Source organism: Campylobacter sp. CNRCH_2007_0968H (genome assembly GCF_025773245.1).
GTDB lineage: Bacteria > Campylobacterota > Campylobacteria > Campylobacterales > Campylobacteraceae > Campylobacter_D > Campylobacter_D lari_D.
Genome location: NZ_JAKMTQ010000041.1, coordinates 1 through 1393, shown reverse-complemented (window position 1 = coordinate 1393; position 1393 = coordinate 1). Strand labels below are relative to the sequence as shown.

Sequence of the window (1393 nt, the reverse complement as noted above, 5' to 3'; positions counted from 1 at the left end):
CAAATCAAGAAAACAATACAAAAGAAAATACAGACACTATAATAAAAAATACAAATTTTAACAATGAAACTTCTTTAAAAATAAAACAAAGCAATACTATTATAGATGATATAAAAGAAGATTTTAAGATTGTATCTTATCACCTTAAAAACCTAAGCCACTTCATCTTAGAAAACAAAGAAAAAAATAAAAAGCTTATATTTTTTGACAATGCTTCATCTATGTCAAATCTTTTACATCTTTATGAGAACAATTGTGATATATTTGTTAAAGATGAGTCATTAATCAATATAGCTTTATTAGAACAAAACTATAATCTAGATTTTAATAAACTAAAAACAAGAGTATTTTTTTATGAAAAACTTCTTTTAGGCGCAAAGGAAGATGAAATTTTTTCTTTCAATGATGAAAAAATAAATTATTATCTTAAATATGATGAGAATAATTTATATGCTTTAAAAGATTTAAACATTACTTATGATTATTATCATTGTAAGATTAAAAACTATGTTTTAGCTAAAAATAGTTTAAATATAAAATTAGAACCTAAAAAGATAAGCAAGCACTATGCTTATGATGATTTAAACCATCAAGATCTAAATTTAACCCACAATAACACTAGTATTATAAACAACACTGCTACTTCAAATTACATCAGCCTTATCATACAAGATGAACATGGCAAGGCTATTGATAATGCTAGTATTAGTATAAAAGGGTATGATCATGAAAAACTAATCAAGCAAAGCGTATTAAAATTAAAAACTAATAAAGAAGGTAAAATAAGATTTGATAGAGAAAAAGACTTTAGTAATTGTCATAGTTTTAAAGTTAGATTAGAAGATAATAAAGCTTATTTAGCCAAACCCTTACAAGATAGCAAAAGAATATTTAATAATTATATCAATCATAAAATAGGACTTATACTTAGGTTTAAAAATAAAGATTATTTTAAATATGATGGTTTTTATTTATATCATTTTAAAGAAAAAGATTTAATAGCTTCTTATATGGCAAGAAGTGGAGTAGCTAAAGCTGATAATTTAAAACCATCAAATAAACAAATTGCTTTTAGTTTTTATCAAGATATAAAAGATAAAACTACCAAGAAAAAAGCATATTTTTACTATGATGATGAAAGTATTAAAGATAAATTTGGAAGCTTACCTGAAGGAAAGTATTATTTTAAAATCAATGAGATTAATTACAACAAACAACCTGATTTTTTAAAAGATTATCCTTTTAGCATAGGTAAGACTTGGGGAAAGTATTGTGTTAGATTATACACAGATAAAGAATGCTCTAAAAGTTTTAAAGAAATAGAAATTTCAAATCCAAATAATGAAAAAGAAAAAAGCAAGAATAAAGAAAGTATGAGTAAGGGGGATTTGTA

The 1393-nt window shown here is 23.2% G+C and carries 1 protein-coding gene; it reads left to right on the top strand.

Annotated features, from left to right (window positions below):
• Positions 1–1393: hypothetical protein (locus L8Y18_RS08520; protein ID WP_318529914.1), on the top strand; the 1393-nt coding region annotated here is incomplete at both ends.